The following is a 15,085-nucleotide window of genomic DNA, read 5'->3' as shown; positions in this document are numbered from 1 at the left end:
CCGCGGCCGCGGGTCACGGTCTAAGTTCGATCCAGGCCGGAGCGTGGTCGCTCGACTTGTCGCCGGCCCGCGCATCGCGGTCGACTCCGGCGGCGGTGAGGCGGGGGGCGAGCGCCTCGCTGAGCAGCAGATGGTCGAGCCGCATCCCGGCATCGCGGGGGAAGGCGTTGCGGAAATAGTCCCAGAAGGTGAACATCGGCTCGTCGGGGTGGAGCGTCCGCAGTGCGTCGGTCCAGCCCTGCGCGACGAGCGCGGCGTAGGCGGCGCGCGCCTCGGGCTGGATCAGCGCGTTGCCCTTCAAAGCACCGGGGCGGTAGATGTCGAAGTCGGTCGGGACGACATTATAGTCACCCGCTAGGACCACCGGCAGGCCGCTGGCGAGAAGCCCGGCGGCGTGTGTGGCGAACGCGTCGAACCACGCCAGCTTGTAGTCGAACTTCGGCCCCGGCCACGGATTGCCGTTGGGCAAATAAAGTCCGCCGATCAGCACGCCGTCGACCGCCGCCTCGATGTAGCGGCTCTGGGCAGGATCGGGGTCGCCGGGGAAGCCGCGCCGGGTCACGACGGGGGTGCCGCCGCGCGCAAGAATGGCGACGCCGTTCCAGCTTTTCTGCCCGTGCCACACCGCGCCATAGCCTGCGGCCTCGAGCGCTGCAGCGGGAAAGCGCTCGTCGGGGGCCTTCAGCTCCTGCAGCGCGACCGCGTCGGGCTTGGCGCGGTCGAGCCAGTCGATCAGGTTCGCCAGCCGCCCGTTGATGCCGTTGACGTTGTACGTCGCGATCTTCACCGGCAGGGGCCGGGGACGAGTTCGTAGAGGTGGACGTACGCCACTCGAAGCACCGACGGGTTTGGCGTGTCGGTAATCGGATACCCCGAGCCGAGGGCGAGGTTGACCAGGGGATAGAGCGGCCGCTTGTGTTGCGGCGGGGTCGGGATCTCCCACACCGGCTGGCGGTCGAGATAGAAGGTCGTGACGTCGGGGGCGACGCGGACGCCGTAATTGTGGAAGGCGCTCGTCAGGCTGTCGGCCGGGACCTTGTTCCAATGGAGGCCGCCGGGGCCCTTATCACCGGGCCAGACGTGCCACCCGCTCTGGAAGCCACCGGTGTCGTGGCCGTAATATTCGATCGCGTCGAATTCGACCGACGGCGTCGTGTCGCCGTTGACGATGTGGGTGCCGAGCCAGAATGCCGGCCATGTGCCCGGCCCCGGCGGCAGCTTCATCCGCGCTTCGAAATAGCCGTAGCGAACCCCCGGACCGGCGCCGGTCGCGTCGCCTGCGGCGATCAACCCCGAGTTCCAGTGTCCGGCGGCGTCGCGGCGCGCGGTGATCGTCAGGCCCTCGGCATCGCGTCCAAACGGCCCGCCGACCCCCGGATCGGCAAATGCAGCATCGCCGAAGTCGCCGTTCCACGGGGTATGCGCCGTCCAGCGCGCGCCGTCAGCCAGCGTATGCGGCGCGATTGCCAGCGTCTTGAAGTCCTCCGTAAACACCGGCCGCAATGCACACATCGCGAGCGGCGTCATCGGCGCCTGTGCGCCGCAGGTCGACAGCAGGAGCGCGGCGATCGTCGCGCGGATCATCGGGCGGCCATGAGTTCGCGGCTTAGCTCGACATGGCGGCGGACATAGCCCTCGGCATCGAGCCCGGCGGCGACAAGATGCGCCTGCGCTCGCTGCGCCATCGCCGTCGCGGCGGCTGGATCGGCGGCGACCTCGCGCAATGCCGCGCGCAATGCCGCCGCATCGCCGACTGGGACGTAGCGAACAGCATCGTCGCCGAAGTAGCCGCGCAGTCCGCCGACGTCGGTCGCGACGACCGGCAGTCCGGCGAGCACCGCCTCCTCGACGACGGTGATCCCGCTGGCGTGGTGGTTGGCGGACAGCGGCACGCACATCATCGTCGCGCGCGCCATCGCCGCCGCGAGGTCGGCGTTGGTCTTTAGCTTGCCGATGACGACGTTCGGGGCATCGCGGGCGAGGGTCCGGTCGATCGTGCCTGAGAACACCTCGACTGCAATATCATCGCTCCCCCGCGCCGCCGCAACGAGCGTTGCCCAGTCGCGATGCCGGTCGTTGCCGAGCGCGATGACGCGGATCGGGCGGTTCTCGCGGACGGCGGGTTCGAGCGGGTGCTCGGCGGGGATACCGAAGGGGATCATCTCGGCGCGCTTGCCCGGGAACAGGCCGCGCGCGATTGCGAGGTTATCGTCCGACAGCGTCGTCAATACATCGACCCGCTGGATCAACCGCCGAAACAACGCGCGGCGGAGCGGGTCGAGCCGCGCCCAGCGGTCGTACAGCCAGACCGCTTGGCCGATCAGCTTCGGTCCCGGTGGCAGCACCCACGCGACCCCGAGGAATTGCGATTCGGTGTGCGTCCAGACGACGTCGGCCTGCGCCATCGCCGCACGGTGCCGCCACGCGTGGACGAGGTCGAAGCCGAGGACGACGCGCAGCGCGAGACGGACGAACTGCCCGAAGTAGGTCTCAGGACCCGAGCGCGAGAACGTGACATTGCAGCCCATCTGCACGGCGCGGCCATATCCGTATGGGGTATCGTCGTTGACTCCGACGAGCGACCCTGACGCCCGCGCCGCCCGCCACTGGTCGACGTCCTTGTCGCGCGCCAGATGGACGAAGACGTTAAGCCGCGCGGTCACCGCTGGCGTCTTTCGCCCGCGGCTTCGAACTGCACCGCACCGCGAAGCTGGACCCGGCGATTGGCGCGCATCGGCGACGCCGCCGCTGCGCGCGAGGCCAGCGCGGCACCAGCGAAGATAGCGAACAACGCGGTCGGGTCGGGCCCGGCGGCAACGAGCGACGCGACGAGCAGGAACGACATTGCCGCCCACATCGCGGCGGTGCCGATGCGCGCCCGCTCGTCGTCGAGGCCGGGCTCGTCGTCCCGGCGCGGACGCACGAGCCGCCACAGATACACCGCGAAGGCCACCGTCCCGACGACGCCGGTCGAGCCGAGGATGGCGGTCGCGATGCTCGACGAGCGGAAGCTGCCGGGCCCGATGCCGAGGCCGTCGGACGCGAGGAACACTGTCCACCCCTGCCGCGCCCAAAATGCGCGCTGGAGGCCCGACGATGATCCCTGCTTCTTCGTGACGACGGCGTCGAAGATGTGGACGAAGCTGTCGAGCAGACCGGGGTTGAATGAGGCCAGCAGCACGAGTCCCGCCACAGCGGCGAGGCCGACGACCGTTGCGGCGATCCACTTGCGGCCGCCGCCGCGACCCAATGCCAGCACCAGCCGGACGCCGCCGTATCCCGCAAGCCCGACATAGGCGCTCGACGATGTCGAGGCGATCAGGATGAGCAGCAACGCCAGCGCGATCGGCCCGGTCCGGCGCGGGCTGACTCTCAATGACCAGCACTCGAACATGAAGACGAACCAGACCAGCCCGAAGATGGCGAACGACGACGGCTCGGGCTGGATGCCGCTGATCCGCAGGAAGCCGCCGACCTCTTCGTCGAGCTGGGCGTAATGCGCGTTGCGGAAGAAGGTCAGGATTTCGCCGATGGCCCCGCCCTTGCCGACGACCGACATGATGCCGAACACGACATGCGCCCACGCGGTGTAGACTCCGGCGTCGACCAGCGCGCGCAGGCCGCGCGAGTCGCGACACGCGATATACCCGCCGACCGCGCACAACAGCGTGCCGACCATGTAGACCGCGGTGGTGATGTTCTGCGACGTGGGGGCGAGTTCGACCGTGGCGAACAACGTGCCGTTGCCCTGTCGCATTGGCGCAACTTCGATCACCCCGGCGAACAACCGCGGACCGACGAAAGCCATGACGAACCCGTAAAGCACGAAGACCGCGAGCGGCAGATTCTCGCGCAGCGAGTCACCGGCAAGATCGCTCTGGCCGCTGCCTGGCACGACGATCCGCAGGATGAGGAACAGCAAAGCGATATTGACCGGCGGAACCGACGACCCGCCGAGTGCCGGCAGGATGAATGCCGCCGATCCGCCGAACAACGATGACACGATGACGACGACGAACATCGCAACGACACTGGCGCGCAGGAATAAAGCGATGCCGACGGCGATCAGGATCACGCCGAAGATCGTCGGCACCATCGGAAGTTATCCAGCCAAAGCGGCGCGGATCCCCGCGTCGAAATGTTCGGGAGCGAAGCGGGCGGCGTCGGCAACCGCTGCGGCGGGGTCGAAGTGCGGCAGGAAACGCTCCATAGCCTGAACGCCCTCGATCAGGCTCGCGACCGTCTGCTCCTTGAAGAATAGCCCCGACCGTCCCTCGACGACGCTGTCGCGGGTACCGCCGCGTCCGTAGGCTAGGACCGGCCGGCCTGACGCCATCGCCTCGACCGGCACGATCCCGAAATCCTCCTCGGCGGTGAAGACCAAGGCGCGGCATTGGGCGTAGGCGGCACGGAGCGCAGTGAAGTCGAGCCGGTCGACGATCGTGATGTTCGGCTTGGCCCGGCGGCGCAGCTCCTTCTGGATATTGCCGTCGCCAACCATCAACAGGGGGAGCCCGAGTTCGTTGAACGCGTCGAGCGCGATGTCGGCGCGCTTGTACGGGGTCATCTGGCCGACCCACAGGTAGCGCGGCTCGACATCGTCGCGCGGGCGAAACAGGTCGACCTCGACCGGCGGGTGGACGACGCTCGACTCGCGGTGCCAGACACGGCTGATCCGCTTCTGGATGAAAGTCGAATTGGCGACGAAGGTGTCGACCCGCGCCGCCGAGATGACGTCCCAGTTGCGGACGCCGTGGAACAGCCACGGGATCGCCAGCTTCGACAGCCCCGACGTCGTCGATAGATAGTCGTGGTAGTGGTCCCACAGATACCGCATCGGCGAGTGGCAGTAACACAAGTGCATCGCATCAGGTGGGGCGATAACCCCCTTCGCCGGCCCGGATTCGCTGCTGATGACGAGGTCGTAGCCGCGCAGGTCGAGTTGTTCGAGCGCGAGCGGCATTAGCGGCAGGTACTTCTGGTAATGCTTTGCCGCTCCGGGGAGCCGGTTAATGAACGTCGTCTTCACCGGGCGTCCGCGAATGATCTCCGACATCTTGCCCGGGACATAGACGTGGGTGAAGATATCGGCGTCGGGGAACAGCTTGATCAGCCGCTCGATCACGCGCTCGCCGCCGCGCATCCCGACAAGCCAATAATGCACGATCGCGACGCGCGGCTTGGCCGGCAAAATATTAAGCCCCACGAACTGCCCCAAGCATCACCGGTAATATGTCTTATAGTGTTCGAAATACGCGGTTTGGTCGCTCGCACCGTATTTCGCCTGTCGCCGCATATCGATGTTGGTCAGGACGACGCCGGTCGTCTTGAGCGCCTTGATCGACAACAATCGCATCGCGGCGCGCACCGCATGGTCAGCGGTCGACCGCCAGCGCACTAGGAGCAAAGTCGCGTCGGCGAGCGCGACGATCGAGCGGGTCTCGGCGACGGGCAGCAGCGGCGCGGTGGCGATCACGACATAGCTGAAGCGGATCCGGAGCTGGGTGAACAGGTCCTCGACCCGGGTGCCGAAAACAAGCTGATCGCCGCGGTCGCTCGCGGCGTCCGCGAGGAGCAGGCCGAGCCCGGTCGCTTCGTCGAAGACGATCGCCTCGTCGAGCGAGGCCTTGCCCTCGAGAATGTCGACGATGTCGGTTCGGCGGCTCGAGAGACCGAAGGCGGTGGCGACCCCCTGTTCGCGGACGTCGCAGTCGACGAGGATCGTCGTCTCGCCCGACAGCGCCAGGCTGCGGGCAAAGCATGCCGCGGTCATCGCGATGCTCTCGCCTGGCAGCGACGACGTAACGGCAATAACGTGCGGCACCTCGCCGGCGGCCTGGCGCAGTGTCTCGCGCAGGCTGCGGAACACCTCGGCGAAACCTGACTTGGGGTCGTCGAAGATGAGGTCGACCGGCGACGTCGACCGCGGCATGACGCTCGCCGGCAGCGGGATGCCGCCGAGATACGCCAGCCCGAGCCGCCGCTCGACGTCCTCCGACGTCGTCAGCCCGGTAAACTGGAGTTCGGTCAGGATCGCGACGGCGATGCCGAGGCCCACACCCAGAACGGCGGCGACGATCAGGCTGAGAAGGACCTTCGGGCTGCTCGGCATCAGCGGCGGCTCGGCATTCGATAGCAGCCGCGCATCGGCGTGTTCGGTCCCGTCCTGTGCGACCGATTCCTTGTAGCGGTTAAGATAGCTCTCGTAGACCGCCTGCGATGCCTTGGCGCGGCGGTCGAGGTCGTTGAGTCCAGCGAGCGAACGATTGGTGTCGGCGAGCCCGCCGCGTGCCGTTGCGAGGCTGCCCGTCAACGAATCGAGACGTTGCTGCGAAACACTGACCCGCGCCTCGAGGTTCGAGATGATGCGTCCGATCTCGTTCTTAATCTGCCCCTGGACGTCGGCGAGTTCGCTACGGGTCTTGGCGACATCGGGATATTGCGCGCCGTAGCGATCGGTCAGGGTCGCGAGCCGCCCGCTGACTTCGGCCTCGCGCTCGCGCAACCGCCCGACTACGGTCGAATCAAGCGCCTCGCCGGCGTCGCCGCCGTTCGAACCGCCGCGAAGCTGGGCGCGGGCGGTGTTGAGCCGGGCGCGGTCTTCCACCGCCTGCGCGCGCGCGGTCGTCACCGCGAGATTGTACGACGAAATCTCCTGCTCGGTCAGCGACGAGCCCGATGTGCTGAGCAGGTTGTGCGCGATCCGGTAGCCCTGGACTCGCTCGGCGTCACTTTGTGCCTGACGCTGAAGACTATCGAGCCGCGATGATAGAAGCGTGATCGCCGAGCGGTTCTGGTCGGTCTTCCGGCGAAGCTGACCAGCGATATACTGCCGCGCGAATTCGTTGGCGATGCTGGCGGCGTCGGTCGCCGATGCCGCGTTATAGGTCACGTCGAGCGCAAATGTCTGGTCGGAGCGCGTCACCTTGAGGTTGGACTGGAGCGTGTCGACGATCGCGCGCTGGGTTTCGGCCGGTGACCTGACGCGCGGTGCGGCGCCGCCCAGCCCAACCGCCGTCCGCAGACCTGCAGCGATCCCGGGGGAGGCTTTGGTCTTGGGATTGAATGCGGGGTTGGCGTCGAGTTGCAGCGCCGCGGCGACGCTTTCGGTAAGCGCGCGCGATTTAAGCACTTCGACCTCGGTATCGGCCCGGTCGGCGTTGGGCAGCTCGGATCCGGCCTGTGCCGATGTCGGCGCGATCTGGTCGTCGCGGGTGTTGAGCACGATTTCGGCCGTTGCCGAATAGACGTACGGCTGGTGGGTCACGAACAGCGCTGCAGCAGCGACGACAGCGATGGTGACGCCGAACAGCAGGCCAAGGCGGCGGCGCAATGCGGCAATGAAATGACGGAAGTCGAGGCGGTCGGCGCTCGGCCGGTCCGACCGGCGACGGTCGGATACGGCAACGGCACCCTCGCGCCGTTCCGGGGTACGATAGGGCTCGAGCGCAGTCATCAGCGCTGCACCGTCAATTGGAGCAGCACGTCACTGCCGCGATACGGCCGCGCGCCGGCACCGCGGCTCGTCTGATCGCGGAAGTCGTACTGGACGCCGAGTTGAAGGGTGCGGTTGATCATATAGCGTATACCCGCACCAGCCGAGACCCGCCGGTCGCGGCGATCGGACCCGCGATACGCTTCGCGAAGATAGTCGGCGCGGAGATTGACCAAGAGATTGCGCAGCACTTCATAGTCGGCCTTCGCCCCCGCCCCGTCGGCAACGATTCCGGCGACATTGGCGATCGGACTCGGCTCGATCGACCGGTTGGCCGTTGCCGTAATTGCCAGCAGTGTCGTCGGATTCCACACGATCCGGGCGTCATAGTTCACTCCCTCGATCGTAGGAAATACGGCCGCGCGGTACGATTGCCGAAGATAACCTGCGGTAATCTGTCCGGTGGTAACGCTGGATACACCAAAACGGACCCCAGCGAGCGTTGTAAAACCATTCGAGTCGAGCGGTGCCAGGCCCGGTAAAGTATTTGTATACGATGAATCGTTAAAGCTCGCCGACGTTACTGCACTAATCGCCGGGGTTAGCGGAAAGCTAAGCTCGACGAGCGCAGTTGTAGCGCGGTGGTCGCGGTAGCGTTGCGAAAAAAATTGGTTACCAACCTGTGCATCGTTGTAGCGATAGTCGTCGAGGTCGAGTCGGCCCTTGGCCGTCACTGCGCCGGCCGTCGTCGTCAAAGAAATATGTCCCCCCGCGTCGTAGAAGATGATTGGACGGCTGCCCGCCACGACGTCGCCCGATGAGCCGCGAGTTTCGGCGCGGCGCCCGAACAAGGCATCGAGTTCGACCACCATATTATGGGTCACGTCGACGCGGGCGAGGGCATCGACGCCGTAGCGCTCGTTGTTTTCGCTATGGATGCGGGCAAATCGCTCGATCTCGGCGTCGCCGGTAAAGCGCAGGAAATTCTGGCTCCAGCCCGACTGGACCGTGATTTTCGGACCGATCTGGAGGAACCCGTCGCCGGTCCCCGTCGCCCGATCGAAGACATTGGTGTCGTAGATCGTGCCGACCGTCAGCGATGGGTAGATGCGGAAGCCGCCAGCCGGGATGCCGAGCGCATCGAGTTCAGGCCGCTCGCGCGCAAGGACGATGTTGTCGCGATCGACGCTGACGAATTCGGAGGAGACCGCCGCGGCGATCGGGCAGCACAGCAGAAAGGCTATCGCCCCAACCCGCCTGCCGCCTGCCACCGTGTGCCTCACTCCGCCCCCGTGCCGCGTATCCGCTTGTGACAAAGCCGATCGGCGCCACCCTGTCCACCGCGCCGGTTGGTTAGCGGGCGGCGGACCGCCTTCCCCGGCTTCGGGCAAGCGTCTAGGCTGCTTCGCGTGATTGGCGAAAACCTACCGGCCGAGCCGCCGATTTCTGCCCGTACCGGCAGCGGTGCCGCATGGCTGATCAGCTCACGCTTCGCCACGCGCGGGGTCGACCTCGCGACGCTCGCGATCCTCGCGCGGCTGCTCGATCCTGCGGCATTCGGTCTCGTCGCGATTGCGATGACGCTGCTCCTGATCGTCGAGGCGGTTTTCGAATTGCCGATCCTCCAGGCGCTGGTCCGGATCGAAATTCTTGAAAACGGCCATTTCGACACCGCCTTCACCCTCGGCGTCATTCGCGGCGGCGTCCTCGCGCTGGTGATGGCGCTGTGCGCATGGCCGTTCGCGCTGATCTACGGCGACCACCGCCTTGCGCCGCTGATCTGCGTCCTCGCGTTCGCGCCGGCTATGCGCGGGGTCATCAGTCCGCGCATGGCGATCTTCGCGCGGCAGATTAATTTCCGTCGCGACTTTGTCATCGAAATCGTCGGCAAGGTCGCTGCGTTGATCGCGGCAGCGACGGTCGCCTTCACCACCCACAGCTATTGGGCAATCGTCGCCGGGACCGTCGCGACGCCGACCATAACCGCGGCGGCATCGTTCGGCTTCGCACCGTACCGCCCGCGCCTGTCGCTCAGTCATTGGCCGGCGTTTCGCTCGTTTCTCGGCTGGAGCAGTGCGGCTCAGGTGCTCAGCGCGATCAGCTGGCAATGCGATCGCCTCCTGCTCGGCCATTTCACGACACCCGCCGGTCTCGGCCGCTACGCGCTGGCGAGCGATCTCGCGGCGTTTCCCGAAACCGCGCTCGTCGTCCCGGTCGGGCGGCCGCTGATGGCGGCGTTCGCGCTAATTCGGAACGACGATACCCGGCTGCGCCTCGCGTATCTTAAGGCGTCGAGGACGATCGTGCTGCTCGGGCTGCCGCTGTGCCTCGGGCTCAGTCTGCTCGCCGATCCCGTGGTCAGGCTGCTGCTCGGCGGTAAATGGCTGGCGGCGATCCCATTGTTGCGCTGGCTGGCGCTGGCGTCGGTACCGATGCTCGCGGTGGCGCCGTTCGCTGGTCTCGCGATGGCCGAGGGCCGGACCGAGATCCTGTTCAGGCAGAAAGTCATCGAGGCAGCCTTCAAGATACCGGCAATCGCACTGGCGGCGATGACCTTCGGCGTCGCGGGAGTCATCGCCGTCCGGATCGGCACGAGTGTCATGCTCGCCTTCGTGACGATGGCGCTCGTCCGGCGGATCAGCGGGGTCACCGTCGCGCGCCAGCTTACCGGCGTCGCGCGACCGTTCGCGAGCGGCGGCGCGATGGCGCTGACGCTGGCGTTGGTTACTCCGCGATTGGCGGCGATCCAGTCGCCGGTCCTGCTCGGTGCGGCGCTCGCAGCAACGGTTGCGCTCGGTGCGTTGGTCTATGCCGGGAGCGGGATTGTGCTGTGGCAGCTTGCCGGACGTCCCGATTGCCTCGAAGCGCAGATCATCGGTCGTCTTCGGCGGATGAGTCGGCGCCTTCGCCGCAAGGGACCGCACTTCCAGACGTAGACAGGGATGCAGCGAGCCGGCTGAAGTCCATGTAAAGCAAGCGTTAACGGCCATCGGTGCTTGGTTCAATTGACACGGGCCGCTATCCTCGCGCCCGCAACGGCAGGATAGTCTGGATACGATGTTCACCCGATCGATACTGTTCGCCGCCGTCGCGATGCTGATGCTGGGAGCGGCGGCGAATGTCGCGCCGCCGGTGGCCGCCCCGGTGCCGAGCATTGCCGCATACCACCTCGCGCCCGGGGACAAGTTGCGGATCACGGTCTTCGGCGAGGAACGTCTATCGGGCGAATACAGCCTGACGCCCGCGGGTAACGTCGCCTTCCCGTTGATCGGGCTCGTCCAGGCCGACGGCAAATCGGTCGAGGAGGTGCAGGCGCTGATCACCGCACGCCTCGCCGCGGGGTACGTCAACGACCCGCGGGTCAGCGCCGAGGTTATCACCTTCCGGCCGTATTACATTCTCGGCGAGGTCACTCGTCCCGGGGCGTTCCCCTTTGCAGTCGGGCTGACGCTCGACCAGGCGGTGGCGTCGGCGGGCGGGTTTACCTATCGCGCCAACCATCGGCGCGCCTTCCTGCGTCGCGCCGGTGATGCCAAGGAGCATATGGTCGATCTCCGGGCCGGCACGGTCGCGATCGCGCCCGGCGACACGATCCGGATCGGCGAACGCTACTTCTGATCGCTGCGACGAAAATAGGCGAGCGCGCCCCGGTGGAACGACGCGCTCGCCAGATAGCGCTGCCACGATGAGCTCCGCGTCACGCGCGCGACGGCGTATCGTACGCTGCCCGTCACCACCTTGGCCCAGGTCGCGAGCGGTGCGCGGGCGATCATCGGTCCGGTCGACGCGCCGCTGATTGCCCATGCCTCGCCCATCGAGCCGTAATATTCGCGGATGTATCCGGTTGTCTGGCGCTCGCTGACGACCTGGTGCTCGACCTCGGCGTCGGGCACCCACCAGCCGGTGTGCCCGGCAGCGAGGATCGAGACGAAGACTGCGGTTTCCTCGCCGCCACGCCGCCGTCCGGGCGCAACGCCGAGTTCGGGGTCGTACAAGAACTCCCGCTGCTCGACCGCGCGGACCGCCGCCGACGCACCGAACGGATAGCGTTCGCCTTCGATCGACAGCGGCACCGGGTTGGGTCCGAAGTCGCGCGTCGCGAGCAGATAATGGAGGTCGGCGGCGGCGTCGCGAAACCAGTTCGGCGTCGGTGGCAGCAGTGCCGGGGTGATCCGGCCGGCGAACAGCGCCGCCTCGGGGTGCGCGGTGAATGCGGCATGAAACGCGGCGAGCCAGCCGGGCACGACCCGCGTATCGTCGTCGGTCCAGACGATCAAGCGTCCGCGCGCGTGGCGGACCCCGGCGTTGCGCGCATTCGACAGACCGGCGTTCGGCTCCCAAACGCGCGTTATCGGCAGCCGGTCGGCGAAGCTGGCGATCGTCGCGGGGGTATCGTCGCTGCTGCCGTTGTCCACGACCAGGAGCTCCCACTCGAGATGTGGAGGAATGGTCATCGCCGCCATCGTCGTCAGAACATTTATCAACTCGCGCGATCGGTTCCGCGTGCAGATGATGACCGAACAATCCATCGACGATGCGTCCTCAAGAAAATCAGCCTCGGTTTCGAGTATTATCATTGCGGTTACGCTGTCAAAGCGTGGCTGGTGTCACCAAGTTCGACCGAGCCGAACATTGGTTAATACGATACGACCAGATGTTGTAGATTGAATTGGTGGCCGACCGGACTAAGATAAGGCCGATGAAAGCCGTAAGTGCGACGATGGCAAGTGCCGATCCTGTGCACCGCCGCGACGACCCTCGTGTCGCCGCCGCGCCGTCGATCTTCATTGTCGTCGCGACCAAGGGGCGGCCCGGCCCGACCGCGACATTGTGCCAGTTCCTTGCCCGGCAGACTGTGCCGATCGCCGCAGTCCACATCGTCGGCAGCGAGGCAGCGGACGTCGCGGGTCTCGCCGGCTGCGTCCCCGGCCTTGCGCTCGATATCGTCGTCGCCGGAGCGGCAGGCTGCTCGCTCCAGCGCAACGTCGCGCTCACGTCGCTGTTCGACCGCGCCGATGCGCCCGCCGATGACGACCTGATCGTTTTCTTCGACGACGATTTTCGCCCCGCCGACGACTGGCTCGAACGCGCGCTTGGCGTCATGGCGCGCTCGCCCGATGTCGTCGGACTGTCGGGGACCGTCCTCGGCGACGGCGTGTGCAGCGATGCGCTGAGCGAGCAGGACGCGGTCGACCTGATCGCCGGGCGGCTCCCCCCGGAGGCGCATTGGGCGTCGGGAACCAGCGAGCGCCCGATGGCCGCGCTATACGGCTGTAACATGGCGGTCCGCGCGCGGGCCCTGCGCACCGAACGCTTCGACGAAAACCTGCCCCTTTATTCGTGGCAGGAAGACATGGACCTTGCCGGGCGGATCGTTGCGCAGGGCCGCATCATCTACACGCCCGACTGTCGCGGCGTTCACCTCGGGTCGAAGTCAGGGCGCACCAGCGGGGTCCGCTTCGGCTATTCGCAGGTCGCCAACCCGATCTATCTGTGGCGCAAGGGCAGCGTTGGTCCGTTGCGTGCGCTGCGTTTCGCCGGGCGCGCGCTGCTCGGCAATTCGGTGCGAAGCCTCCGCGAACACCGGCTGTTCGATTATCGCGGCCGATTCTCGGGCAATCTGATCGCGCTTGCCGACCTCGTTCGAGGTCGAATGGACCCGCGCCGGATCCTCGACCTGTGAGTTTCGCGCCTGCCGTTTCACTGATCGTTTCGACGCTCGGTGATGGGGCCGATCTCGCGCGGCTGTTCGATAGCCTCGACGCGCAGACTTTCCGCGATTTCGATGTCGTCATCGTCGACCAGAACGCGCACGACGGCGCCGCCGCCGCAATCGCCGCCATCCCGCGCAGCTTTCCGGTCAACCGCATCCCGACCCCGGGGATGCGCGGCCTGTCGATCGGGCGCAACGTCGGCTGGCGCGCCGCGCACGGCCGCATCCTCCTCTTTCCCGACGATAATTGCTGGTATCCCAAGGACTTCCTTGAGCGTGGCGTCGCGATCATGGCGGCACGGGATGCAGCAATCTTAACCGGGCGCTCGGCCGACGAGGACGGCAAGACGATCCTTGGTGCGTTCGACGACGACGCAGTGCTGATCTCGCGCGCGTCGGTGTGGACGACGAGCATCGAGTGGGTGACTTTCGTCCGCCGCGACGTGCTCGAAGCGATCGGCGGCTACGATGCCGCGATCGGCGTCGGCGCGGCGACACCGTGGCAGGCGTGCGAAGGGCAGGACTTCCTGCTGCGTGCGATGGCGGCGGGCTTCGCCTGTTGGTACGATCCGGCTGTCTACGGCCACGACGTCACATGGGCCGAGCGGACGACTCCCGGGCAGATGCGCCGCAAGGCGCGCGCTTACGGTCGCGGCATGGGCTATGTCCTCGCGCTCCACCGGTTCGGGCTCGCGCAAAAGGCACGCTGGGTCGGACGATCGGCGCTCGGCGCGCTGGTGTACGCCGCGCGCCTCGACCGCGAGAAGGTCGGCTATTACCTCCAGACGATGCTCGGCCGGATCGAGGGCATCCGCGGCTACGCCAAGTCGAAGCCGCACTGATGTCCGGCGGCACGGCTGGCGTCGTCGTCAACGCGCGCTTTCGCGTCGGCCCGCAAACCGGGGTCCAGCGGGTCGCCACCGAACTCTGCCGCGCGATTGTCCCGCCGCTTGCCGAGATCGTGCCCGACCGCGACTGGGGCGGTGCGCGCAACCATCTGTGGGAGCAGCTGGTCCTGCCGCGGCGCCTCCACGGCGCGCCGTTGTGGAGCCCGTGCAATACCGGTCCGGTCGCGGTGGCGGAGCAGGTCGTGACGATCCACGACGCGGCGGTGCTCGATCATCCCGAATGGTTCTCGCCGACCTTCCGGCGCATCTACGGCATCCTGTGGCCGGCGCTGGCGCGGCGCGTCCGGCGGCTGGTGACGGTGTCGCATTATTCGCAGGAGCGGCTCGCGCAGGTCCTCGACGTCCCCCGCGACAGAATTCGCGTCGTTTACAACGGGGTCGGGCCCGCCTTCCGTCCAATTGCGCCCGACCAGGTCGAAGCCGTTGCCACCCGCTACGGCGTCGAGCCGGGCAAATATTTCGCCACTCTCGCGACGGTCGAACCGCGCAAGAATCTCGCATTGGTCCATGCCGGCTGGGCGACGGCGCACGGTCGCCTGCCCGCCGACTACCGGCTGCTCGTGATCGGGGGTGCGGGCAAGTCGACGATCTTCGCTGCGTCCCAGACCGTTTCGAACGCAGCGACGATCCGCGCCGGCTTCGTCCCCGACGATGATCTCCCGGCACTGCTCGGCGGCAGCCTCGGGTTGCTGTATCCGAGCCGCTACGAAGGATTCGGGCTGCCGGTCGTCGAGGCGATGGCGTGCGGCACGCCGGTCGTGACCACCCGGCTGACGAGCCTCGGCGAGGTCGGCGGCGACGCGGCGCTCTATGTCGATCCCGACGATGTCGAGGGCATGGCAGTGCATATCCTCGCTCTGGCATCGAGCCGCGATCTCCGCGCCGATCTCGGCGCGCGCGGCATCGCAAACGCCGCCCGCTTCTCGTGGGACACGGCGGCGGCGGCGATGACCGAAATCTTTCGCGACGATTTTTAAATCGCTCTGCGACGGGCGACCTCGCGCCACCTTCCAATCATGCGCGCCAGCG

General features: G+C 66.9%; 13 protein-coding genes. 5 read left to right on the top strand and 8 right to left on the bottom strand.

The features are described 5' to 3' along the window. Positions 1-13 precede the first annotated feature (13 nt). From KZX46_RS20500 to KZX46_RS20470, 7 genes are all read right to left on the bottom strand, one after another. On the bottom strand, positions 14-787 hold the full coding sequence (locus KZX46_RS20500; protein ID WP_219775486.1) for an exodeoxyribonuclease III: 774 nt from the start codon (positions 785-787) through the stop codon (positions 14-16). After that, positions 784-1,584, bottom strand: coding sequence for a glycoside hydrolase family 16 protein (locus KZX46_RS20495; protein WP_219775485.1), 801 nt, complete (start codon positions 1,582-1,584; stop codon positions 784-786). Before KZX46_RS20495 ends, KZX46_RS20500 begins: the two co-directional genes overlap by 4 nt. Next, positions 1,581-2,663, bottom strand: a complete 1,083-nt coding sequence (locus tag KZX46_RS20490) for a glycosyltransferase (RefSeq protein ID WP_219775484.1) — start codon at positions 2,661-2,663, stop codon at positions 1,581-1,583. The genes KZX46_RS20495 and KZX46_RS20490 overlap by 4 nt, the downstream gene beginning before the upstream one ends. Then, a complete protein-coding gene (locus KZX46_RS20485) occupies positions 2,660-4,096 on the bottom strand; it encodes a hypothetical protein (protein WP_219775483.1) in 1,437 nt (478 codons plus the stop codon). The genes KZX46_RS20490 and KZX46_RS20485 overlap by 4 nt, the downstream gene beginning before the upstream one ends. Positions 4,097-4,102: 6 nt before the next feature. Further along, positions 4,103-5,143, bottom strand: coding sequence for a glycosyltransferase (locus tag KZX46_RS20480; RefSeq protein ID WP_219777124.1), 1,041 nt, complete (start codon positions 5,141-5,143; stop codon positions 4,103-4,105). A 78-nt stretch (positions 5,144-5,221) separates the two neighbouring features. Then, positions 5,222-7,456, bottom strand: a complete 2,235-nt coding sequence (locus tag KZX46_RS20475; protein ID WP_219775482.1) for a Wzz/FepE/Etk N-terminal domain-containing protein — start codon at positions 7,454-7,456, stop codon at positions 5,222-5,224. After that, positions 7,456-8,706 (bottom strand): outer membrane beta-barrel protein, encoded by a 1,251-nt coding sequence (locus tag KZX46_RS20470; RefSeq protein ID WP_219775481.1) that lies wholly within the window; start codon positions 8,704-8,706, stop codon positions 7,456-7,458. The genes KZX46_RS20475 and KZX46_RS20470 overlap by 1 nt, the downstream gene beginning before the upstream one ends. Positions 8,707-8,844: 138 nt before the next feature. Here KZX46_RS20470 and KZX46_RS20465 point away from each other — a divergent pair, with 138 nt between their 5' ends. Beyond that, the gene (locus tag KZX46_RS20465) at positions 8,845-10,371 is read left to right on the top strand and encodes a lipopolysaccharide biosynthesis protein (RefSeq protein WP_219775480.1); all 1,527 of its coding nucleotides are present in this window, start codon (positions 8,845-8,847) and stop codon (positions 10,369-10,371) included. Positions 10,372-10,492: 121 nt separating this feature from the next. Beyond that, complete coding sequence (locus KZX46_RS20460) at positions 10,493-11,053, top strand: polysaccharide biosynthesis/export family protein (protein WP_219775479.1); 561 nt, start codon at positions 10,493-10,495, stop codon at positions 11,051-11,053. Here KZX46_RS20460 and KZX46_RS20455 read toward each other — a convergent pair. Next, entirely contained in the window at positions 11,044-11,964 is a 921-nt protein-coding gene (locus tag KZX46_RS20455) for a glycosyltransferase family 2 protein (protein ID WP_226896308.1), read from the bottom strand. The two genes, KZX46_RS20460 and KZX46_RS20455, sit on opposite strands and share 10 nt — an antisense overlap. Before the next feature lie 170 nt (positions 11,965-12,134). Between KZX46_RS20455 and KZX46_RS20450 the strand changes: the two genes are divergently transcribed. Genes KZX46_RS20450 through KZX46_RS20440 form a run of 3 tightly spaced genes read left to right on the top strand, consistent with a single transcriptional unit; the run spans position 12,135 to position 15,033 of the window. Then, positions 12,135-13,118 (top strand): glycosyltransferase family 2 protein, encoded by a 984-nt coding sequence (locus tag KZX46_RS20450; RefSeq protein ID WP_219775477.1) that lies wholly within the window; start codon positions 12,135-12,137, stop codon positions 13,116-13,118. Next, positions 13,115-13,990: a glycosyltransferase family 2 protein gene (locus KZX46_RS20445; protein WP_219775476.1), complete on the top strand. Its 876-nt coding sequence runs from the start codon at positions 13,115-13,117 to the stop codon at positions 13,988-13,990. The genes KZX46_RS20450 and KZX46_RS20445 overlap by 4 nt, the downstream gene beginning before the upstream one ends. Beyond that, on the top strand, positions 13,990-15,033 hold the full coding sequence (locus tag KZX46_RS20440; protein WP_219775475.1) for a glycosyltransferase family 1 protein: 1,044 nt from the start codon (positions 13,990-13,992) through the stop codon (positions 15,031-15,033). The genes KZX46_RS20445 and KZX46_RS20440 overlap by 1 nt, the downstream gene beginning before the upstream one ends. Positions 15,034-15,085 lie beyond the last annotated feature (52 nt).

The organism is Polymorphobacter sp. PAMC 29334, assembly GCF_019431245.1.
Classification (GTDB): Bacteria; Pseudomonadota; Alphaproteobacteria; order Sphingomonadales; family Sphingomonadaceae; genus Polymorphobacter_B; species Polymorphobacter_B megasporae.
The sequence above is the reverse complement of the archived record's forward strand: the minus strand, read 5'-3'. Positions and strand labels throughout refer to the sequence as shown.